This is a genomic window from Agromyces molybdatiresistens (assembly GCF_052748445.2).
On sequence record NZ_CM188258.1, the window covers coordinates 3,633,854 to 3,653,107 of the forward strand.

At 71.9% G+C, this 19,254-nt stretch carries 19 protein-coding genes; 3 read left to right on the forward strand and 16 right to left on the reverse strand.

What is annotated here, in order from left to right; translation table 11 throughout:
* Window positions 1–49: 49 nt before the first annotated feature.
* A complete protein-coding gene (locus tag ACULK2_RS16840) occupies window positions 50–1,606 on the reverse strand; it encodes a carboxylesterase/lipase family protein (protein WP_445967985.1) in 1,557 nt (518 codons plus the stop codon).
* Between the two features lie 104 nt (window positions 1,607–1,710).
* Between ACULK2_RS16840 and ACULK2_RS16845 the strand changes: the two genes are divergently transcribed.
* Window positions 1,711–3,024 (forward strand): MFS transporter, encoded by a 1,314-nt coding sequence (locus ACULK2_RS16845; protein WP_445968220.1) that lies wholly within the window; start codon window positions 1,711–1,713, stop codon window positions 3,022–3,024.
* Here the strand turns inward: ACULK2_RS16845 and ACULK2_RS16850 are convergent.
* Window positions 3,011–5,230 carry an ATP-dependent Clp protease ATP-binding subunit gene (locus ACULK2_RS16850; RefSeq protein ID WP_445967984.1) on the reverse strand — a complete coding sequence of 740 codons (2,220 nt, stop codon included), beginning with the start codon at window positions 5,228–5,230 and terminating at the stop codon, window positions 3,011–3,013. The two genes, ACULK2_RS16845 and ACULK2_RS16850, sit on opposite strands and share 14 nt — an antisense overlap.
* Window positions 5,231–5,399: 169 nt before the next feature.
* Here ACULK2_RS16850 and ACULK2_RS16855 point away from each other — a divergent pair, with 169 nt between their 5' ends.
* On the forward strand, window positions 5,400–5,909 hold the full coding sequence (locus tag ACULK2_RS16855; RefSeq protein WP_445967983.1) for a nitroreductase family deazaflavin-dependent oxidoreductase: 510 nt from the start codon (window positions 5,400–5,402) through the stop codon (window positions 5,907–5,909).
* Window positions 5,910–5,931: 22 nt separating this feature from the next.
* Here ACULK2_RS16855 and ACULK2_RS16860 read toward each other — a convergent pair whose 3' ends face one another.
* The 10 genes from ACULK2_RS16860 to ACULK2_RS16905 all read right to left on the reverse strand — a co-directional run bounded on the left by ACULK2_RS16860 (window position 5,932) and on the right by ACULK2_RS16905 (window position 16,032).
* Window positions 5,932–7,113 carry an FAD-dependent oxidoreductase gene (locus ACULK2_RS16860; RefSeq protein WP_445967982.1) on the reverse strand — a complete coding sequence of 394 codons (1,182 nt, stop codon included), beginning with the start codon at window positions 7,111–7,113 and terminating at the stop codon, window positions 5,932–5,934.
* The gene (locus ACULK2_RS16865; protein ID WP_445967981.1) at window positions 7,106–7,867 is read right to left on the reverse strand and encodes a methyltransferase; all 762 of its coding nucleotides are present in this window, start codon (window positions 7,865–7,867) and stop codon (window positions 7,106–7,108) included. The genes ACULK2_RS16860 and ACULK2_RS16865 overlap by 8 nt, the downstream gene beginning before the upstream one ends.
* 3 nt (window positions 7,868–7,870) lie before the next feature.
* On the reverse strand, window positions 7,871–9,019 hold the full coding sequence (locus ACULK2_RS16870; protein ID WP_445967980.1) for a type III polyketide synthase: 1,149 nt from the start codon (window positions 9,017–9,019) through the stop codon (window positions 7,871–7,873).
* Between the two features lie 61 nt (window positions 9,020–9,080).
* Entirely contained in the window at window positions 9,081–10,241 is a 1,161-nt protein-coding gene (locus ACULK2_RS16875; RefSeq protein WP_445967979.1) for an AI-2E family transporter, read from the reverse strand.
* Window positions 10,242–10,276: 35 nt separating this feature from the next.
* Window positions 10,277–12,151, reverse strand: coding sequence for an alkyl/aryl-sulfatase (locus tag ACULK2_RS16880; RefSeq protein ID WP_445967978.1), 1,875 nt, complete (start codon window positions 12,149–12,151; stop codon window positions 10,277–10,279).
* Between the two features lie 58 nt (window positions 12,152–12,209).
* A complete protein-coding gene (locus ACULK2_RS16885; protein WP_445967977.1) occupies window positions 12,210–12,881 on the reverse strand; it encodes a GAP family protein in 672 nt (223 codons plus the stop codon).
* Window positions 12,862–14,610, reverse strand: a complete 1,749-nt coding sequence (locus ACULK2_RS16890) for a SulP family inorganic anion transporter (RefSeq protein ID WP_445967976.1) — start codon at window positions 14,608–14,610, stop codon at window positions 12,862–12,864. The genes ACULK2_RS16885 and ACULK2_RS16890 overlap by 20 nt, the downstream gene beginning before the upstream one ends.
* Before the next feature lie 4 nt (window positions 14,611–14,614).
* Window positions 14,615–15,238 (reverse strand): hypothetical protein, encoded by a 624-nt coding sequence (locus ACULK2_RS16895; protein ID WP_445967975.1) that lies wholly within the window; start codon window positions 15,236–15,238, stop codon window positions 14,615–14,617.
* A 9-nt stretch (window positions 15,239–15,247) separates the two neighbouring features.
* The gene (locus ACULK2_RS16900; protein ID WP_445967974.1) at window positions 15,248–15,592 is read right to left on the reverse strand and encodes an SHOCT domain-containing protein; all 345 of its coding nucleotides are present in this window, start codon (window positions 15,590–15,592) and stop codon (window positions 15,248–15,250) included.
* An 8-nt stretch (window positions 15,593–15,600) separates the two neighbouring features.
* On the reverse strand, window positions 15,601–16,032 hold the full coding sequence (locus ACULK2_RS16905; protein WP_445967973.1) for a DUF6325 family protein: 432 nt from the start codon (window positions 16,030–16,032) through the stop codon (window positions 15,601–15,603).
* A gap of 182 nt (window positions 16,033–16,214) precedes the next feature.
* On the opposite strand from ACULK2_RS16905, the gene ACULK2_RS16910 reads away from it, so the two are divergent.
* Window positions 16,215–16,610, forward strand: a complete 396-nt coding sequence (locus ACULK2_RS16910) for an SHOCT domain-containing protein (protein WP_445967972.1) — start codon at window positions 16,215–16,217, stop codon at window positions 16,608–16,610.
* Between the two features lie 50 nt (window positions 16,611–16,660).
* On the opposite strand, the gene ACULK2_RS16915 is transcribed toward ACULK2_RS16910, so the two are convergent.
* The 4 genes from ACULK2_RS16915 to clpS form a co-directional block, all read right to left on the reverse strand.
* Window positions 16,661–17,788: a hypothetical protein gene (locus ACULK2_RS16915; protein ID WP_445967971.1), complete on the reverse strand. Its 1,128-nt coding sequence runs from the start codon at window positions 17,786–17,788 to the stop codon at window positions 16,661–16,663.
* Between the two features lie 124 nt (window positions 17,789–17,912).
* Entirely contained in the window at window positions 17,913–18,320 is a 408-nt protein-coding gene (locus tag ACULK2_RS16920) for a DUF7144 family membrane protein (protein WP_445967970.1), read from the reverse strand.
* Between the two features lie 106 nt (window positions 18,321–18,426).
* Entirely contained in the window at window positions 18,427–18,924 is a 498-nt protein-coding gene (locus ACULK2_RS16925) for a DUF2017 family protein (RefSeq protein ID WP_445967969.1), read from the reverse strand.
* Window positions 18,921–19,217, reverse strand: a complete 297-nt coding sequence (gene clpS, locus ACULK2_RS16930; protein WP_445967968.1) for an ATP-dependent Clp protease adapter ClpS — start codon at window positions 19,215–19,217, stop codon at window positions 18,921–18,923. The genes ACULK2_RS16925 and clpS overlap by 4 nt, the downstream gene beginning before the upstream one ends.
* Between the last annotated feature and the right edge of the window lie 37 nt (window positions 19,218–19,254).

Here is a 19,254-nt window from a genome sequence, read left to right on the forward strand (position 1 = left end):
CCGTCGCGCCGCCCGAAGGGGCGTCGAGCCGAGCGCCCCGCGCTCGCGCCTACACGTGCGGCACGAACTCCTGCCACGCGAGGCGCTTCCTCCGGCGCGGATCGGCGACGATCCGGTCGACGCCGTCGAACACGAGCGTGCGACGGTGCGCCTCGTCGTAGCGGGGCCAGTCGCCACCGGGGGCTCCGGATGCCGCGAAGCCGGTCCAGTGCGCCTGCATCCGCCGCCCGACCGCACGGAACATCCGCCGCCCGCCGAGCAGCGTGAGCCCGGCGCCGACGGGGGTGTCGAACTTCTCGAACAGGGCGAAGAGCTCGAGACCGTGCGTCGCGTCGAGGCCGAGGAGTCGGGGCATCCGCGGGGCCGCGTCGAACCGGTAGCACCAGGTCGGGGCGTACCGGGAGTGCCGCTCGGCGACCTTGACGCTCGGGAACCAGAACGTGAAGTCGCCCGCGAAGTCGGCCGCGGCGCGGCGCTCGGGCAGGCCCGGGTAGCGCGCCGTTATCGCCTTCCGCGCCTTCTTGCGGGTATTGGCGAAGATGGCGCGGATGCGCGGCTTGGTCGTCGGCAGGATGTCGATGCGCCCCTCGAACAGCGAGCCCTCGCGGTCGTTCGTCCCGATGATGAGGGGCACGCGCTGCGCGAGCCCGTCACGGAAGGCGTCGAGCGGCCGGTGCGGGAGGAAGTCGCCGTCGATGACGGGCGCGAGCGCGATGGTGCCCGGGTTCTCGTCGGGCGTGCGAACGGTGAGCTCGGTCGTCGCGTCGGCGAGGCGCATCGGGTCGGTCGACCGCAGCATCGCCGCGGCGTCCTCGGGCGATTCGCTGTCGAGGTCGTCGTCGTCGACGAGCCGCGCGAGGATGCGCACGTACTCCGCCGCCCACCGCTGGGCGACCTCCGGCGGGTAGACCGCGTTCGCGGGCGAGCTCTGCGCGATCGCCCGCGCGAAGAGCCCCTCGGCCGCCGGTACCGTGAGCAGGGTCGTCACCGAATTGCCGCCGGACGACTCGCCGAAGAGCGTGACGCGGCCGGGGTCGCCGCCGAACGCCCTGATGTTGCGATGCACCCACTCCAGCGCGGCGACCTGGTCGCGAAGGCCGAGGTTCACCTCGATCGGATGCCCCGGCCGCGAGTAGGCGCGCAGGTCGAGCCAGCCGAGCGCACCGAGCCGGTAGTCGATCCCGACGTAGACGACGCCGTGCTCGCGCGCCATCCGCTCGCCCTGCCTGGGGTACTCGGCGGCCGACCCCACGCTGTAGGCGCCGCCGTGGACGAACACCATCACCGGACTGAGGTCGCCGTCGCGGGCGTGGTCCGGGGCGGTGACGTTGAGGTCGAGGCAGTCCTCGCTCCGGGTGAGGTGTTCGGCGGCGCCGAGGAACTGGCCCCGGCGGTGCTGCGGCGCGACCGGGCCGAACGCCGCGGCATCGCGGATGCCATCCCAGGGCTCGGCGCGGACCGGGGCGCGGAACCGCCGCTCACCGGTCGGCGCTGCGGCGTACGGGATGCCCCGCCACTGCCGAGTGCCGCGCCGCCGCCGCCCGCGGACCGCACCGCCGTCCAGTTCGACCACGAGGTCGTCGTCCGTCCGCACCCCCACCGGCATGCCCTCGAAGCTAGGTCGCCCGGGTGAACGGACGGTGGCGGATGCCGCGGCCCGGCCGGTCGCGGCGTGTCGGCGGGCTGGGGCAGACTGCACTGGTGACCGGCATGGCGACCTTCTGGCGCGCGCTCCCGACCGAGGGGCGATGGCTGTTGTCGACCGTCGCCATCCAGACCCTTGGCCGCGGGCTGACGCTGCCCTTCACGATCATCTACCTGCACGAGGTACGGGGGTTCGACCTCGCGCTGTCGGGCGCGCTGATGAGCATCATCGCGGTCACCGCGCTCGTCGTGACGGGGCCCGGCGGCACGCTCATCGACCGCTACGGCGCACGTTCGGTGCTCCTCGTCGGCCTCACGGCGATGATCGCGGGCTGCGCGCTGCTCGCGTACGCGACGCACCCGGCGGTGGCGGCGGTGGCGCTCGCGCTCATGGGCGTGAACTTCGGCGTCTCCTGGCCGGGGTTCAACGCCCTCATCGCCACGGTCGTCGACGGCGAGGTCCGCCAGCAGTACTTCGGGATCAACTTCGCCCTGGTCAACCTGGGCATCGGCGTCGGCGGCATCATCGGCGGCTTCTACGTCGACGTCGACGAACCGGCGACGTTCACGACGATCTTCCTGGCCGACGCGGCGAGCCAGCTCATCCCGATGGCGCTGCTGCTCGGTCCGCTCCGCCACGTCCGCACGCAGGGCACCGACGAGGGGCCGTCCGGCGACGACGGCGAGGCGGTGAGCTACCGGGCGATCCTCCGCCGTCCGGCCATCCTCTGGCTGACCCTGCTCACGTTCATCGCGATGTTCATCGGCTACGGCCAGATGGAGGCCGGCTTCCCCGCGTTCGCCCGGCAGGTGTCCGGGGTCTCCACGCAGGTCGTCGGCTTCTCGTTCGCGGTCAACACGGCGGTGATCGTGCTGCTCCAGTTCGCCGTCCTCAAGCTCATCGCCGGGCATCGCCGAACCCGCGTCATGCAGGTCATGGCGCTCGTCTGGGCGATTTCGTGGCTGATCCTCGGCGCGACCGGGCTGCTGCCCGGCTCGCTCGCCGCCGCGATCGGCGTGCTGGCGTTCATGGGCGTCTTCGCCTTCGGCGAGACCATGCTGCAGCCGACCGTCCCCGCGATGTACAACGACCTCGCGACCGACCGGAACCGAGGCCGCGTGAACGCGGTCAACGCGGCGGCCTTCCAGGGTGGCGCGATCACCGGCCCGATCGCCGCCGGCCTGCTGCTCGACCAGGGCTGGAACGCCGGGTACATCGCGACGATGGTCGCCGGCTGCGCCGCGATCGCCGTGCTCGCGATCGCACTGGAACGCCGCGTCCCGCCGACCGCGAACGGCGTGGTCGAGGCTGCGGCCCCGGCGACCGCGTCGGGAGCCGGGGCCGCGACGGAGCTTCCGGAACCGCCTACTCCTCGATGATCTCGGCGTCGATCACGTCGTGGTCGCCGCCCTCCGGCACGTCGCCGGGCTCGGGCGCACGCGTGACGGCCAGGTGCTCGCCGTCGTCGCCGAGCGCGACCACGACCGTGTCGCCGTCGCGGATCTCGCCCGCGAGCAGCGCCCGCGCGAGCCGGTCGGCGACCTCGGTCTGGATGAGCCGGCGCAGCGGACGCGCGCCGTAGAGCGGGTCGTAGCCGCGCTCGGAGAGCCAGGTCCGCGCATCCGGCGTGACGCCGAGCTCGAGGCGACGCTCGTGCAGCCGCGCGGTGAGCCGGTCGATCGAGAGGTTGACGATCTCGCCGAGCTCCTCCTGCGTGAGCGCCGAGAACACGACGAGGTCGTCGAGCCGGTTCACGAACTCGGGCTTGAACGCCTGCCGCACCGCGGCCATCACCGCCTGCTCCTTCTCGCTCCACGACAGCGTCGGGTCGATGAGGAACTGCGAGCCGAGATTGGAGGTGAGCACGAGGATCACGTTCCGGAAGTCGACCGTGCGGCCCTGGCCATCCGTCAGCCGCCCGTCATCGAGCACCTGGAGCAGCACGTCGAAGACCTCGGGGTGCGCCTTCTCGACCTCGTCGAGCAGGATCACCGAGTACGGCCGGCGCCGCACGGCCTCGGTGAGCTGGCCGCCCTGCTCGTAGCCGATGTAGCCGGGAGGGGCGCCGACGAGGCGCGAGACGGTGTGCTTCTCGCCGTACTCCGACATGTCGATGCGCACCATGGCGTGCTCGTCGTCGAAGAGCACCGCGGCGAGCGCCTTCGCGAGCTCGGTCTTGCCCACGCCGGTCGGGCCGAGGAACAGGAACGAGCCCGTCGGCCGGTCGGGGTCGGAGACGCCGGCGCGCGCACGGCGCACGGCGTCGGCGACCGCCTCGACGGCCCGGCGCTGGCCGATCACGCGGCGGCCGAGCTCCTGCTCGAGATGCAGCAGCTTCTCGGTCTCGCCCTGCATCAGGCGGCCCACGGGGATCCCCGTCCACTGGGCGATGACGGCGGCGATGTCCTCCTCGGTGACCTGCTCGTTGACCATGCGCGGCTCGTCGGGCGCCTGCTCGGCCTGCTCGGCGGCCTCGAGGTCGCGCTGCAGCTGCGCGATGGTCTCGTACTCGAGCTTGGACGCCGTGGCGTAGTCGGCCTCGCGCATCGCGCGGTCGCGCTGGGTGATCGCCTCGTCGAGCTGCTTCTTCAGTTCGCCGACGCGGTTCAGCGACATCCGCTCCCTCGACCAGCGCTCTTCGAGCGCGGCGAGCTCGCGTTCGTTCTCGAGCAGCGACTCGTGCAGGCGCTCGAGGCGCTCCTTCGACGCCTCGTCCTTCTCCTTCTTCAGGGCGAGCTCCTCGAGCCGCATGCGGTCGACCTGGCGCTTGAGCTGGTCGATCTCGACGGGGCTCGAGTCGATCTCCATCTTGAGGCGGCTCATGGCCTCGTCGATCAGGTCGATCGCCTTGTCGGGCAGCTGCCGGGCGGAGATGTAGCGGTTCGACAGCGCGGCCGCGGCGACGAGCGCGGCGTCGGTGATCGTGACGCCGTGGTGGGCCTCGTACCGGCCCTTGAGCCCGCGGAGGATCGCGACCGTGTCCTCGACGCTGGGCTCGCCCACGAACACCTGCTGGAAGCGGCGCTCGAGCGCGGCGTCCTTCTCGATGTACTCGCGGTACTCGTCGAGCGTGGTCGCGCCGATGAGGCGCAGCTCGCCGCGGGCCAGCATGGGCTTCAGCATGTTGGACGCCGCGACGGAGCCCTCGCCGCCACCGGCGCCCATGAGCAGGTGCAGCTCGTCGACGAACGTGATGATGCGGCCCTCGGCGTCGTTGATCTCCTTCAGGACGGCCTTCAGCCGCTCCTCGAACTGCCCGCGGTACATGGCACCGGCGACGAGTGCGGAGATGTCGAGCGCGACGAGCTGCTTGTCCTTCAGGGAGTCGGCGACGTCGCCGGCCACGATGCGCTGTGCGAGGCCCTCGACGACGGCGGTCTTGCCGACGCCCGGCTCGCCGATGAGCACGGGGTTGTTCTTGGTGCGCCGCGTGAGCACCTGGCTGACCCGGCGGATCTCGGCGTCGCGGCCGATCACGGGGTCGAGCTTGCCCTGGCGGGCGATCTCGGTGAGGTTGACGCCGTACTGTTCGAGCGCCGACTTCTGCTCCTCCTGCGAGCTCGGCGCGCCCTGCATGTTGGCCACGGGGCTCCTTTCGACAAAGTTGAGTCTACTACGCTCAACTTCGTCGCCGCGAGCAGTATTCCGATCCCGTGCCCGATCGGCCGCGCCCTCGCCGGTCCCCGCGCTCCGGGAATCGGGGGCCGACGGCGCACGTTACCGTGGAACGACGGACCCGAACGAGGAGGAACGGATGCCGCTGCAGGGCGACTACGCGCCGAGCACATCGAAGTGGGCGCGCGACCAGGCCGAGACGTACGAGGCGACGGGAGGGCGCGAGGCGAACTCGCTGCGCGGCCGGCCCGTCATCGTGCTGACCACGGTCGGCGCGAAGAGCGGGAAGCTGCGCAAGACCGCGCTCATGCGCATCGAGCACGAGGGCGAGTACGCCGTCGTCGCGTCGCAGGGCGGCGAGCCCGAGCACCCCGCCTGGTACTTCAACATGAAGCAGCAACCCCACGTCGAGCTGCAGGACCGCGACGTCAAGCGCGACTACCTGGCGCGCGAGGTCACAGGCTCCGAGAAGGACGCCTGGTGGTCGCGCGCCACCGAGGTCTGGCCCGACTACGACGGCTACCAGGCCAGGACCGACCGCGAGATCCCGATCTTCGTGCTCACGCCGTTCGAGGCGGAGACGGCGGGCGCGCCGGCGGCGGACGAGGCGGAGCCGACCGCAACCGCCGACGACGGCACCGCCGCCTGACACGAACGGATGCCGCGGGGCGTCACAGCCACTGCATCGTGAACGCCCGGCCCAGCACGCCGCGCAGCCCGGGCAGCCCGAGCACGCGCACCGCGGCGTTCCGGGAGCGCAGCCGCAGGCCGGTGGCGGGCGCGCCCATGCGCATGTTGAACGCGGCCTGCCGGGTCGCGCGGAGCGCGGCCGCCCGCCGCGACCGGTCGTAGGCGGCGAACACGTCGATCGGCGCGGCCGCGGCGAGCGCAGCGGCGAGCTCCCGGTCGAGGTGCACGGCGTCGCTCCATCCGAGGTTCATGCCCTGCCCGCCGATCGGGCTGATCTCGTGCGCGGCGTCGCCGACGAGCGCCACGCGGCCCGCGGCCATCGGGTGGGCGACGTGCTGCGCGGCCTCGAACGCGGTCGGCGCGGTCGCGGCATCCGTGTCGAACGTCGAACCCGTGCGCGCCTCGACGACGGTCGCGACCGTGGCGGCGTCGAGCTCGGTCGGCTCGCGCCGGACGCGCGCGACCCACCGCCGCCGCCCGCCGGGCATCGGGAACGACTCGACGACGCCGGCAGGTTCGAAGTGCAGCAGCGCCGTCTCGGGCGCGCCCGTGTCGTCGCGGGTGTCGCACATCACGTACGAGGCGCGGCCGCGGCGGGGCTTCCAGTCGGCGCCGATGAGCGAGCGGATGCCGCTGCGCACGCCGTCGGCACCCACCGCGTAGCGCGCCGGGACGTCCACGCGCTGCTCGCCGTCGCGCGCGTGCACCACGAGGTGCGTGCCGCGGTCGGTGAGCCCGGTGACCTCGACCCCGCGGCGCATCGAGACGGTCCGGGCACCGTCGATCCGCTCCTCGAGCAGCGCCTCGACCTCGCGCTGCGGCAGCGAGTGCACGAGCCCGGAGCGCGGGAACCGCAGCCTGCCGAGCGTCCGCCCGTCGCACGTGACCCGGCCGTCGCGGATGACGACGGCCCGGCGGCGCACCTCGTCGCCGATGCCCGCGGCGGCGAGGGCGCGGAGCCCCGGCGGATGGATGCCGATCGCCCGCGAGGGCGTCGCGAGCGGGTCGGCCGCAGGGCGGCGCTCGAGCACCACCGCGTCGAGCCCGCGCCGTGACAGCAGGCAGGCGAGCAGCAATCCGACGGCGCCGCCGCCGACCACGACCACGTCGTGCATCGGGCGGTCGGCGACCGGTGCGGTCGGTGCGCCCCTGACCTCACTCATCCGGGATCTCGCTCCCCCAGACGAGTTCGAGCCGCGACGGGAAACCGCGCTTGACGCGCCAACCGCGCGGGATGGCCCGCGCCAGCTCGGGCGCGGTGTGGCTGCGCCGGATCGAGGTGAGCCCGTCGGGGCGGATGAACGAGCCCGCGAACACGTTCCACGCGAACGGCAGCGTCGCCGCCCAGAACGCGAGGTAGGCGCCGCGACTGCGCTCGATGTCGCCGTGCACGCCGATTCCGCCCGGTGCGACGAGCCGCTCGGTGTCGGCGAGGAGCGCCCCGAGCTCGGCGGCGCCGAGGTGGTGCAGCACGTGGTTCGACCAGACGACGTCGAAGGTCTCGCCGTCGGCGACGAGGTCGGCCGTCGTCGCGACGCGGAACTCGAGCCCCGGCGCGGCGAAGCGGCCGGCGGCGCGCACGGCGCGCTCGTCGGGGTCGATCGCCACGACCTCGAGCCGCAGCCCGTCGCGGCGCGCGAGCTCCAGGATGCGGAAGGGCAGGTCGCCACCGCCCGCACCGACGTCGAGCAGGCGGGCGCGGTGCGTCGTCGCGAGCCTCGGCCGCACCCACTCCTCGTACACCGCCGCGGGACGCGACACGATGCGGTTCACGATGCCGAACCGGCGGAACGTGCGCGCGAGGGCGTCCGGGTCGGCGGCAGGGTCGTCCATCAGTTCCCGGGAGTCGACATCGCGGTGGTCGAGCGTGGCGAGCGCGCGCAGCAGCCCCGGTTCGCGGGCATCGGCTCGCGGCATCCGTCACCCCTTCACGGTCATCAGGGCGGACTCGACGGTGAGTCCCGGGCCGAACGCCATCGCGGCGACCCGGTCGCCGTCCTGCGACGATGAACGGTCGAGGATGTTGCGGAGCACGAACAGCACCGTCGCGCTCGACATGTTGCCGAAGTCGCGGAGCGTCTCGCGTGCGGGCTCGAGCTGCGGCTCGCTCAGGCTGAGTCGCGACTCGACCTTGTCGAGGATGCTGCGACCGCCGGGGTGGATGGCCCAGTGCGCGACCGCGTCGCCCGCGGCATCCGTCGCCAACGCCTCGGCGAGGTCGTCGTCGGGCGAGAACAGCGGCTCGAGGGCGCCCGTGATGTGGTCGTCGATGATCGCGGGCACCGCGTTCGAGAGGACCATCTCGAAGCCGTGGTCGCCGATCTTCCAGGCCATGTCGCCCTCGCCGACGGGGGTGATGCGGGTCTCGAAGCGGTCGAGCGCGAACGCGCGCTCGCCCTCCTCGAGCGGGCGCGCGGTCACGATGCCGGCGCCGGCCCCGTCGGCGAAGAGCGACGACGCGACGATGGTGTCGGGATCGTTCGACGAGCGCAGGTGCAGCGTGCAGAGCTCGACGCTCACGACGAGGACGACCGCGTCGGGGTCGGCGACGCAGAACTGCGCCGCGGTCCGCAGCGCGGGCATCGACGCGTAGCAGCCCATGAATCCGAGGTGGTAGCGCTGCACGGCCGGGCCGAGGCCGAGGTCGCGCACCAGCATGTAGTCGGGGCCCGGCGCGTAGAACCCGGTGCACGAGACGGTCACGACATGGGTGATGTCGGATGCCTCGATGCCGGGCGTCGCGGCGATGGCGCGCCGGCCCGCCTCGAGGTACATCTTCGTGGCCTCGACAGCGTAGATCTCGTTGCGCGCCTTGGTGCCCGGCAGGAGCAGGTCGCCCGTGGCGCGATCGAAGAACACGGGCTGGTCGCCCAGGTCGTCGAACGTGAGCTCTTCGAGCACGGTGTACCGACGCTCGATGCCCGACACGTCGAACGAGGTCGTGATGATGCGCTGCGCGAGCCGATTGAGCCCGGGCTGCGCCGCGAACACGTCGCGGACGGCGGGCTGTGGGAGTTCGGTGACGGGCACCGCGGTCGAGAGGCCCCTGAGGTGCACCCCCGCGCTCATCCGGCCGTCCTCTGATCGTTCGGTCGCTGCGGCATGGGTGCCCCCTCTCCCCGCTTGCAGACTAACCGGCGGGGCGGTCGTGATCCAGAGCTCCCGGCGGAGGCTCAGGCTGGCCGGTTCCCGCCGACCCCGAAGCCGGCGCGCCGACCGTGCCGGGCGGCGCATCCGACGGCGCGCCGATCGCCGCGTTGCCCGACAACCAGCGCAACCAGCCGTCTCGATCCCCGAGCAACGCCTCGCGTGCCGTCAGGGTGAGCGGGATGGACAGGATGGCGCCGAGCGGGCCGATCACGAAGGTCCAGAACACGACCGAGAAGAAGCTCAGCGTGAGCGAGAGGTCGACCGCGTCGCTGACGAACTTCGGCTGAACGAGCACCTGCAGCACGACGTTCACGACCGAGTAGATCGCGATCACGGCGAGGAGCAGCGGCACCCCGCCGACGACGAACGCGAGCACGGCCGGCGGGATGAGCCCCAGCACGAACCCGATGTTGGGGATGAAGTTCGTGACGAACGCGAGGATCGCCCACACCGCGGGGATGGGGATGCCGAGCGCCCAGAGTGCGAGCCCGTCGAGGACCGCGACGATCGCTCCGAAGGTCGCATTGACGACGTAGTACCGCCGCACCGACGAGTTCAGGGCCCGGACGCGATCCAGCCGCGGGCGGATGCCCGTGCCGAACGCCTGTTCGGCACGCCGGTACCGTGCCGCGTCGGCGGCCATGAAGATCACGTAGGCGAGCACGAAGAAGGCAGCCGTCAGGAACGCGATCAGCCACCCGCCGAGGCCCTGCGCGAGGTCGAGCAGCGCGGACGGGTCGAGCGCGGATGCCGTGGCGTCCGCCAGCTGGTCCCCGAGGCCCGCCGCGGCGAGGGCGCCGGTGACGGATGCCACGGCGGCCTGCAGCTCGTCGACGACGTCGACCACGAGGTCGGCGAACTGCACACCGGCGAAGACGAGCAGCGCCGCGAGGACCGCGAGGATCAGGTAGGCGACCGCGATGACGACGGTGGTCGCCGCCCAGCGCGGCCAGCCGCGGCGCTCGAGCGGATGGCGGATCGGGTGCACGATCACGACGAGCACCAGCGCGAGCGCGAGCGGAGCGACGAGTTCGCGCGCGAACCAGAGTGCGACGAGCACGAGCAGCACGGCGATGACGGTCACGCTCCCGCGTGCGCTCGGGCCGCCGGACGCGGGGACGGGAAGCGCCTGCTCGGTCACGGACCCCACGATAGGCGGCGCCTCCCGTCGGACGGTCACGGCACGACGATGTCGAAGGACGGGTCGCCCGGCTGCAGCACCGACATCAGCCGGTCGAGCACCGTGTCGTCGCCGGACTTCTCGATCCCCGGGCTCTCGCGGTCGCCCCCGAGGAGGGCGAGCATTCGGGGCTTGGCGAGCGAGACCGTCGCCTGCGCGGTCGACTCGTCGGCGGGCTTCTCGACGTAGACGAGCACGCCGTTGCGGAGCGTCACGCGGTAGTTCCGCCCGAGGTCGGCGAACGTCAGGTCGAGCGCGAGGTCGAGGTCCCATGCGCGCGGCCCGTCCACGGTGATCGCGATCGCGTCGAGGAGCTGCTCGGGCGTGAGCTGGGCGAGGATCTCGGGTGCCGCCGTCGAGGTCGGCGTGCCGAAGTTCTCACCGCGGAGTTCGGTGGCCCCCGAGAGGAAGAAGTTGCGCCAGGTGCCGTTCTCGGCGCCGTAGGCGAGCTGTTCGAGCGTGTCGGCGTACAGCGCCCGGGCCGCGGCATGGTCGCTCTCGGCGAAGACGGCGTGGTCGAGCAGCGTCGCCGCCCACCGGAAGTCGCCCGCGTCGAACGCCTCGCGAGCGAGCTCGACGACCCGGTCGACCCCGCCGATCGCGGCGACGTACCGCTCGGCCTGCGCCTTGGGCGGGTGCGGCCAGAGGCGGGCGGGGTTGCCGTCGAACCAGCCCATGTAGCGCTGGTAGATGGCCTTGACGTTGTGGCTGACCGAACCGTAGTAGCCGCGCGCGTGCCAGGCGTTCTCGAGCGCCGGCGGCAGCTGGATCTCCTCGGCGATCTCGGCGCCGGTCATGCCGCGGTTCAGCATGCGCAGCGTCTGGTCGTGCAGGTACGCGTAGAGGTCGCGCTGCAGGCCGAGGAACTCGCGGATCTCGTCGGAGCCCCAGGTGGGCCAGTGGTGCGAGGCGAACACGACGTCGGCACGGTCGCCGAACCGCTCGATGGCCTCGGTGAGGTACTTCGACCACACGTGCGGATCGCGGACGAGCGCGCCGCGCAGGGTCAGCAGGTTGTGCAGGTTGTGCGTGGCGTTCTCGGCCATGCACAGCGCGCGCTTCCCGGGGAACAGGAAGTGCATCTCCGCCGGCGCCTCGGTGCCCGGCGCCATCTGGAACTCGATCTCGACGCCGTCGATCACGTGGGTCTCGCCCGTGCTGCGGATCTCGAGCGTCGGCACCACGATGCCCGGGTGGCCGGTCGAGGTCGACTGGCCGAGGCCGGCGCCGACCGCGCCGCGCGGGCCGCGCTCCAGCGCCGCGCCGTACATGTACCCGGCGCGGCGACCCATCGCCGTTCCCGCGTACACGTTCTCGGCCACGGCCTCGCCGACGATCCCGACGGGCGCGACGACCTGCACCCGGTCGGGTCGGACGTCCTCGGGGTCCACGATCCCGAGCACGCCGCCGAAGTGGTCGATGTGGCTGTGCGTGAAGATCACCGCGACGACCGGCCGGTCGCCCCGGTGCTCGCGGTACAGCGCGAGCGCGGCGGCCGCGGTCTCCTTCGAGATGAGGGGGTCGATCACGATGACGCCCGTGTCGCCCTCGATGAAGCTGACGTTCGAGAGGTCGAGTCCGCGGGCCTGGTAGATGCCCTCGGTCACCTCGAACAGGCCCTGCTTCGACACGAGCGTCGACTGCCGCCAGAGGCTCGGGTTCACCGTGTCGGGCGCGTCGCCCGTGATGAAGGCGAACTCGTTCGCGTCCCAGACGACGTTCCCGTCCGCGTCGCGGATCTCGCTCGGGTCCAGCGCGGCGACGAACCCGCGCTCCGCGGCCTCGAAGTCCCGCCGGTCGGCGAACGGCAGGGCGTCGGCCAGTTCCCGCTGCTGTTCGCGGATCGTCTCGGTGGCGTCGTTGTTCGACATGTGGTGCATTCCTTCCATTCCGGGATGGTCGTTCCGGCGCCGTCTCGCGGCGCCGAGGTCAGAGGTTGCCGATGCCCTTGCCGATCAGCACGACGCCGATCACGAGCAGGAGCACGGCCATGACGGTCGCGTTGTTGTGCACGAGCCAGCCGCGGAGTCGCTCGAGCGGGGCCGCCATGCGGTCGGATGCCACGAGGTAGGCGATCACCGGCACGGCGACGGATGCCGCGGCGATCACGGTGAACACCAGGAGCACGACGACGACGGAACCCAGGTCGAGCCCCGCCGAACCGACGGCGAGGCCCGCCGCCGCACCGAGCAGGAGGTTCTTCGGATTGACCGCCGCGAGCAGGAAGCCGAGCCCGAACGCCCGGCGGGCGGTCATGGCGTCGATGCCGGCCATCCACTTCGGCAGCGGCGGCTCCTCGCCGGGTGCGGGGCGGCTTCGCCACTGGCGGAGGGCGAGGAACAGCAGGCCGGCCCCGAGCAGGAGCTGCATGACGGCGGTGACGGGCTTCGAGGCATCCTCGTCGCCCTCGGGCAGCACCGACGACAGCAGGGTGAACACCGTCGCCGCGACCGCGATGCCCAGCACCCACCCGCCGAGGAACCCGACGCTCGTCACGCGCGCCTTCGGCGAGAGCAGCATCAGGATGGCGGCGATGATCGGGATCGGGCTGATCGCGATGCCCACCGCGAGGGGCAGGATGTCACCGATCGTCTGGCCCATGGGCGTCCTCCTCGTCGTCCGGTGCGACCGGGGCGGGCGCCGCGGTCGCGGGGGTGGCGGCGGCCGCCAGCGCTTCCCGGTTGGTCGGGTGCACCTCGACGCCGTCGAGCAGTCCGAACCGCCCGAACACGGCCCGCACTCCCGGACGCATGCGGCTCATCGAGAGCGCGACGTCCCGCTCGCGCAGCCAGTCGCGGAGCGAGGCGAACGCCTCGGCGCCGGTCACGTCGAGATCCGTGATCGCCTCGGCGTCGAGCACCAGGCGGTGCACCGGCTCCGAGGCATCCGTCACCGCTCGCTTCGCGGCATCGACGAACGACGCGGCGTTGGCGAAGAAGAGCGGCGCCGCGAGACGCAGCACGACCACCCCGGGGGCGGTGACGCTGCCCTTCGGTGCAGGGTCGAGCAGCGAGTCCGCGGGCTCGCCGTCGTCGGCGAGCACGTCGAGCGCGGGCCGCGCGGCCCGGCGGGCGAGGTTCACGAGCGCGAGCACGAACGCGACCAGGATGCCGGGGATGGCTCCGATGAACAGCGTCGCCGCGAAGCAGATCACGGCGATCCAGAACTCGAACGGGGAGGTGCGCCACAGCTGGCGGAAGTCGCGGATGCCGAGGAGCGGGGCGACCGCGACGGCGACGACGGCGCCGATCGCGGGCGACGGGATGTCGGCGAGGACCGCCGTGCCGAAGAGCAGCAGGAGCAGCGTGCCGATGGCCGCCACGACGGCCGGCAGTTGCGTGCGCGACCCCGCGAGGTCGACCGCCGCGGTGCGCGACGCCGAGGCGCCCACGACGTACCCGCCGCTCGCTCCCGCCGCGAGGTTGCCGAGCCCGAACGCGAAGAGGTCGCGGTTCGGCTCGTCGCGGTAGCCGTGGCGCTCGGCGTAGGCCCGGGCGACGAGGAGCCCTTCGGCGATGGTCACGAGCACCAGCGCGAGCGCGGAGGGCACGAGCGCGCCCCAGGTCGCCCAGTCGAGGATCGGCCACGTCAGCACGGGCGGCCCGGCGGGCACCTCCCCCAGCACGTCGACCCCGGCGTCGTCGAGGTCGAGCAGCACGACCGCGATCGTCGAGCACACGAGCACGACGAGCGCCCACGGCACGAGCCGCGCCACGCGTCGGCCGATGACGAGGACGAGCACCGACGCGATCGCGATCACCGCCGACCAGAGATCGGCCTCGCCGAGGTTGCCGGCCAGCTCCGCGACCTTGTCGACGAACTCCCTGCCCGAGTCGATCGGCACGCCGAGCATCTTCGCGAGCTGGCTGACGAGGATGTCGAGTGCCAGTCCGCCGATGAACCCGACGAGCACGGGCTTCGACAGGAAGCTCGCGAGGAAGCCGAGCCTGAACACCGCGCACAGCAGGAACACGACGCCGCAGATGATCGCCTGGGCGAGCGCCATCGTCGCGTAGTCGGCGCTCCCGGCGACGGCGAGGCCGCCGATCGACGACGCCACGAGGGCGGATGCCGCGGCATCCGGTGACGCGACGAGCTGCCGCGACGAGGCCGTCAGCGCGAACACGATCGACGGGACCACGAGCGCGTAGAGGCCCGCCGTCGGCGGGAGCCCCGCGATCTGCGCGTAGCCGATGTTCAGCGGCACCGCGATGGCGAGCAGCGTCACGCCGGCGCCGAGCTCGCGGACGAGGTTCCCGCGGTTCAGGCCGGCGAACGGGCGCGCACGCGGCGCGCGGGGCGCGCCGGAGGCGGTGCGGCGAGTGGTCATCCGATCAGATCCGGATCGGGAAGGTCGCCATGATGACGATGCCGACCACGGTGACGACGAAGGCGAGCCCGAGCAGGGTTCGTGCCACCCAGGGCGCGATCTCGCGCTGCGACATCGCGGTGAGGAAGAGCACGAGCGCGAACAGCACGGTCAGCAGCGAGTAGTTGTCGCCGCGCTGGTTGTTCTCGAGCGCCAGGGCGAACTTCTCGTCCGCGCGATCGCTCAGTTCCTTCGCCTCGAACGTGCCCTCGGGCACGTACTCCTCGCGCGCGAACGGTGCCCGCTCGACCTCGCCGTCGGCGACCCACTCGATGTAGGCCACCTCGAACTCGGGCGTGAACCGTGCGCGGATGTACTCCGCGAGCTCCTCGTTGCCGTTGCCGACGGCCTCGACGTAGGCCGCGTAGATCGTCAGGTCGAACGCCTCGGCCGACCGCACCTCGCCCTCGGCGCTCGCCGCCTGGATGCGCGCGCTGGAGGCCTGGCTGAAGGCGATCGACATCTCGCCGCCCCACTTCGAGGCCTGGAACCCGCACCACGCCGTCAGCACGGCGACGACGGAGAGCAGGAAGACGCCGACGATCTCGGTCGCGCGCCTCCACCCGGGGTGCGACTCCTCTTCCCCCACGGACGCGCCTCAGCCGAGCAGCTTCGCCTTCGCCGCCGCGAACTCGGCGTCGCTCAGGATGCCCTGCTCCTTCAGCGTCGCGAGCTTCTGCAGCTCGGCGACGACATCGACGCCACCGCCGGCCGCCGGCGCGGGCGGAGGAGGCGCCTGCTGCGCCGCCGCCTGCTGGGCCTGGTACTGCTCGGCCTCCCACTGCTGCTGCGCCGCAGCCTGCTGCTCGGCCTGCTGGTCGGCAGCCCTCGCCTGCTGACGACGAGCGACGTTGCCGCTCACCGCGGTCGCGGTGCCCGCGACCACCGCGGTGCGCGCGGCCATCCCGATCAGCCCGGGTCGTCCCATCCTCCGAATCGGCATGATTCCCCCTACTCCTCGTCGCTCGCCTCGGCGAGCACCTCGTTCACGACCGACGCGGGGATCCGCTCGACCTGCAGCACCTCGCCGCCCGACTCGGCGAACGCCGACGCGAGCTTCTTCGCCCACAGCAGCTCCACCGCCATGATCGCCCCGGACGTGCCCGGCGGGATCGTGTCGGCCAGCTCGTCGATGTCCTCGTCGCCGATGACGCCGGACGCCTCGAGCTCGACGACCGTGAACCCGGCCTCGTCGCGGAACTCCTCGTACTCGCGGACCGTGACCTCGCCGCCGTCGCCCCGCGAGACGATCAACAGGTCGAGCAACCGGATCTCGTCGCCGACCATGAGTTCACCCAGCGCAGTCGCCGTCGCCGTGTCGAGGCGATCGCCCTCGAAACTCACGACGTAGACGTCGACCGGACCGTATTCGAATGCAGCCATTGTTACCCCCTCGTCGAGAACCCTATGGGCGTCCGTCGCACGGCGCCAGAGCCGATACGGACGTACGGCGGAAGTTCACGCGTTTCGCGTGAATTCATCCCGCTCCGGCCTCCCACGCCGCTAGGGTGACGCTCGGGGGCGACATCCGGCGTCCCCGTCAACGACTGGAAAGGCGCACCCCCGTGGACTTCTGGGACAACTTCTGGAGCTTCGTGTGGATCTTCTTCTGGAGCTTCGCATTCATCGCCTACCTCTTCGCGCTGTTCGCGATCATCGGCGACCTGTTCCGCGACCACCAGCTCAACGGCTGGTGGAAGGCGGTCTGGATCATCTTCCTGGTCTTCCTGCCCTTCCTCACGGCGCTCATCTACCTCATCGCGCGCGGTGACGGCATGGCCAGGCGCTCCGCGAAGCAGGCGTCCGAGGCGCAGGCGGCGACCGAGGCGTACATCCGCCAGACGGCGGGCGGGGCGGCGAGCCCGTCCGACGAGATCGCCAAGGCGAAGGCGCTGCTCGACGCGGGCACCATCACCGCGCAGGAGTACGAGGCCATCAAGGCCAAGGCCCTCAGCGTCTGACACGGCATCGCGAACGGCCGGGCACCCGCGGGGCCCGGCCGTTCGTCGTCTCAGGCGGTGACCGCCACGACCCGTCTCGCTCCGACCGTGCCGGTGTTCCGGAGGAACAGGATGATCCAGCTGAAGATGAGCAGCCCGGCCACGAGTTCGACCGCGGTCAGGTTGTAGTAGCCGATCGCGAAGAACACGCCCAGCACGACGATCACGCCGACGTAGACCCAGCCGAGCATCACGAAGACGCGTGGCATCGAGGGCAGGAAGCGCGGGAGGCCGATCACGATCACCGCGTAGACCACGGCCATTCCCGTCGCGACCGTGTTGTGCACGGCGAAGAACTCGTCGACGGGGAAGATGCCGACGCACGCGAGCAGGATCCCGATGGCCACGAGACCGTAGCGGACGAAGTCGCGGCCGCGCCGATCGCGGTCGGTCGTCGCCGGGAGCCCGGCGGTGGCGTACCTGGCGACGATCGTCACGATCGCGCCGGCGATGATGAGCGTGAGGTTGAACGCGAGCGCCGACACGTCGTCGGTCATGCCGAGGGCGCTGAGGTTCTTCTCCCACCACAGCGGATCGCTCGAGCTGAGCATGGCGGTGATGACGCCGACCACCAGGAACGCGGCGAGCACGATCGACAGCAGCATCGGCGTCATCCGCACCGACGACAGGAAGCAGATGTAGGCGGTCAGCGCCAGCGCCACGCCGAACAGGAGCGCGCCCGGGATGGGGAAGACCTCCGCGCCGAGGAAGCTCTGCTCGAGCACGTCGGCGAGCCCCGTCCAGCCGAGCAGTGCGATCACGGCGTGCGCGAGCGACAGGGCGAGCACGTCGAACCAGCGCAGGGGCGGTGCCTCCGCGCCGCGCGGGCCGGTCGCGCTGCGCGTGGCCGCGGCATCCTCGATCGTCGGATCAGCGGGCGCCGGACCGAAGCGGCGCTTCAGCAGGACCCGACCGGCGACGAACGCGAGGATCGCCACGATCGCCGAACCGATCGCGACGATCGTGCCGAGCGAGCCCGGTCCGGCGATCGGCAGGTTCCGCCCCCAGAACATGATCAGGCCGACGGGCGCCGCGATCACGAACACGAGCGCGCCGATGATCAGCGCGGATGACTCGGTGGACTCGGTCGTCCGCGTGGGCTCCCGCAGGATCCCCGAGATCGACGACGGCTGGGACATCGCTCCTCCGCTCAGCGGGACCCGTCGCGCCGTTCCACGGCGCAGGCGCCGGACCCGCGGCACCCAGACTGCCAGTCCGAGCGCCGCGGGGTCGAGCATGGGCCTCTCGGGGCCGTTCGGCGTGTCAGCGCTTGACGGCGAGTTCCCTGCCGTGAACGGTCAGCGCGTAGATCACGAAGATGTCCACCGCGATGACGATGGCCGACCACCAGGGCTGGAGCGGCAGCACCATGAGGTTCGCCAGCGCGCTGAACGCCGCCAGGATGATCGCCACGACCCGGGCCCAGCCGGCGCCGGCGAGCAGGGCGATGCCGACCAGGATGAGGAAGATCCCGAGGAAGAGGTGCAGCCATCCCCAGCCCGCGGCGTCGAGGATCAGCAGCTCGCCGTCGGACGGCTTCAGGAAGTACGTGTTGTCCGGCAGCAGGATCGCGATGAGCCCGTAGATGGAGCCGATCGCGCCGGAGATGATGATCATCACCCCGGCGAACCAGCCCCAGCCGACCCAGCCGGTGACATTCGTGTCGGACATGGCACGCCTCCCTCCGGCACGCCCCCCGATGGGCGTGCTCACGCGCATCGTCCCCTCCCGGAGGAGGCGGCGACGGGACTTTCGGCCCGTCGCCCCGCGGCATCCGCTACCGCCCGATGGGGTCGAGCACCTCGAGCATCGATCCCTGCACGATGCCCGCCCACTCGTAGGCGGCGCGCAGGTAGTCGTCGCGTTCGTCGTCGGCCGGCTGGGCCTCGTCGGGGTCCGTCACGCCGACGCGCTCGGCGAGGATCAGCCGCAGGTCGGTGAGGAAGGTGAGCCAGCCCCACGCCTCCGCCTGGTCGAGCTCGATCTCGACGAGACCCGCGTCGCGCTCGGTCGCGGTCGCGTCGCGGACCGACTGGGCGGCCTGCCGCTTGCCGTCGACCAGGCTGTCGCGCGTGTAGCGCGTGAAGTCGTTCGCGGCCTCCTGGTCGTCGGGGTACGCAGAGGGGAACAGCCGGCCGAGCGCCGGATCGTCGTCGCCGCCGAGCAGCAGCACCGAGTCGACCTGGTCGGCGAGCTCGGAGAGGAGCATCGCCTCCTCGGTCTCCAGCACGATCCGCACGCCGTCGGCGCCCCCCTCGCGTCCGGCGACGATCACGGCTCGACCCTCGAGACGGTGGCCTGCAGGCCGTATCCGTGCATGGCGTGCACGTGCCGCTCCATGGCCTCGCGGTTGCCGGATGCCACGACCGCCCGCCCCTCGTTGTGGACCTGCAGCATGAGCCGCTCTGCATCCTCGCGGGGGTAGCCGAAGTAGCTGCGGAAGACGTAGGTGACGTAGGTCATGAGGTTCACCGGGTCGTCCCACACGATGGTCTGCCAGGGCAGGTCGGGCCGCACGGCCTCGTCGGTGACGAGGTCGGCGTCGAGCTGCTCGATGGTGGACGTCACGATCCCAGACTGACACGCTCCCGGCCCGCTCGCACGT

Excerpts from the sequence above, each read along its gene's own strand:
- ACULK2_RS16860 (WP_445967982.1), bottom strand. The coding sequence starts at position 7,113 with ATGAGTGAGGTCAGGGGCGCACCGACCGCACCGGTCGCCGACCGCCCG.
- ACULK2_RS16900 (WP_445967974.1), bottom strand. The coding sequence starts at position 15,592 with ATGCCGATTCGGAGGATGGGACGACCCGGGCTGATCGGGATGGCCGCG.
- ACULK2_RS16855 (WP_445967983.1), top strand. The coding sequence starts at position 5,400 with ATGCCGCTGCAGGGCGACTACGCGCCGAGCACATCGAAGTGGGCGCGC.
- ACULK2_RS16870 (WP_445967980.1), bottom strand. The coding sequence starts at position 9,019 with ATGAGCGCGGGGGTGCACCTCAGGGGCCTCTCGACCGCGGTGCCCGTC.
- ACULK2_RS16915 (WP_445967971.1), bottom strand. The coding sequence starts at position 17,788 with ATGTCCCAGCCGTCGTCGATCTCGGGGATCCTGCGGGAGCCCACGCGG.
- ACULK2_RS16880 (WP_445967978.1), bottom strand. The coding sequence starts at position 12,151 with ATGTCGAACAACGACGCCACCGAGACGATCCGCGAACAGCAGCGGGAA.
- ACULK2_RS16865 (WP_445967981.1), bottom strand. The coding sequence starts at position 7,867 with ATGCCGCGAGCCGATGCCCGCGAACCGGGGCTGCTGCGCGCGCTCGCC.
- ACULK2_RS16885 (WP_445967977.1), bottom strand. The coding sequence starts at position 12,881 with ATGGGCCAGACGATCGGTGACATCCTGCCCCTCGCGGTGGGCATCGCG.
- ACULK2_RS16840 (WP_445967985.1), bottom strand. The coding sequence starts at position 1,606 with ATGCCGGTGGGGGTGCGGACGGACGACGACCTCGTGGTCGAACTGGAC.
- ACULK2_RS16890 (WP_445967976.1), bottom strand. The coding sequence starts at position 14,610 with ATGACCACTCGCCGCACCGCCTCCGGCGCGCCCCGCGCGCCGCGTGCG.
- ACULK2_RS16920 (WP_445967970.1), bottom strand. The coding sequence starts at position 18,320 with ATGTCCGACACGAATGTCACCGGCTGGGTCGGCTGGGGCTGGTTCGCC.
- ACULK2_RS16845 (WP_445968220.1), top strand. The coding sequence starts at position 1,711 with ATGGCGACCTTCTGGCGCGCGCTCCCGACCGAGGGGCGATGGCTGTTG.
- ACULK2_RS16905 (WP_445967973.1), bottom strand. The coding sequence starts at position 16,032 with ATGGCTGCATTCGAATACGGTCCGGTCGACGTCTACGTCGTGAGTTTC.